This window comes from Pseudomonas sp. 1176_21, assembly GCF_052850635.1.
In genome coordinates, this window is record NZ_VXCV01000049.1 from 1 (window position 1) to 354 (window position 354).

Annotated in this window: 1 protein-coding gene; it reads left to right on the forward strand. The window is 64.4% G+C overall.

The features are described from left to right. Positions 1–354: AMP-binding protein (locus FW760_RS26060; protein WP_446444126.1), on the forward strand; the 354-nt coding region annotated here is incomplete at both ends.

Sequence of the window (354 nt, forward strand, 5' to 3'; positions counted from 1 at the left end):
TTGTATGGCGGCAGGCTGGTCATCGTGCCGCAGGCCACCAGCCGCGCGCCGGAAGAGTTCTTCCAGTTGCTGTGCGAGCAGGGGGTCACCGTGCTCAACCAGACGCCATCGGCGTTCAAACAGCTGATGCAGGTGGCCTGTGCTCCGGCGCAAGCCGAGATGAAGCCCGCCCTGCGCTACGTGGTGTTCGGTGGCGAAGCCCTCGACGTGCATAGCCTGCGCCCTTGGTTCGAGCGCTTCGGCGATCAGCAGCCGCAACTGATCAACATGTACGGCATCACCGAGACCACGGTGCACGTCACTTACCGTCCTGTGTCGCTGGCCGATCTGGCCGGCGATGCGGCAAGCCCGATT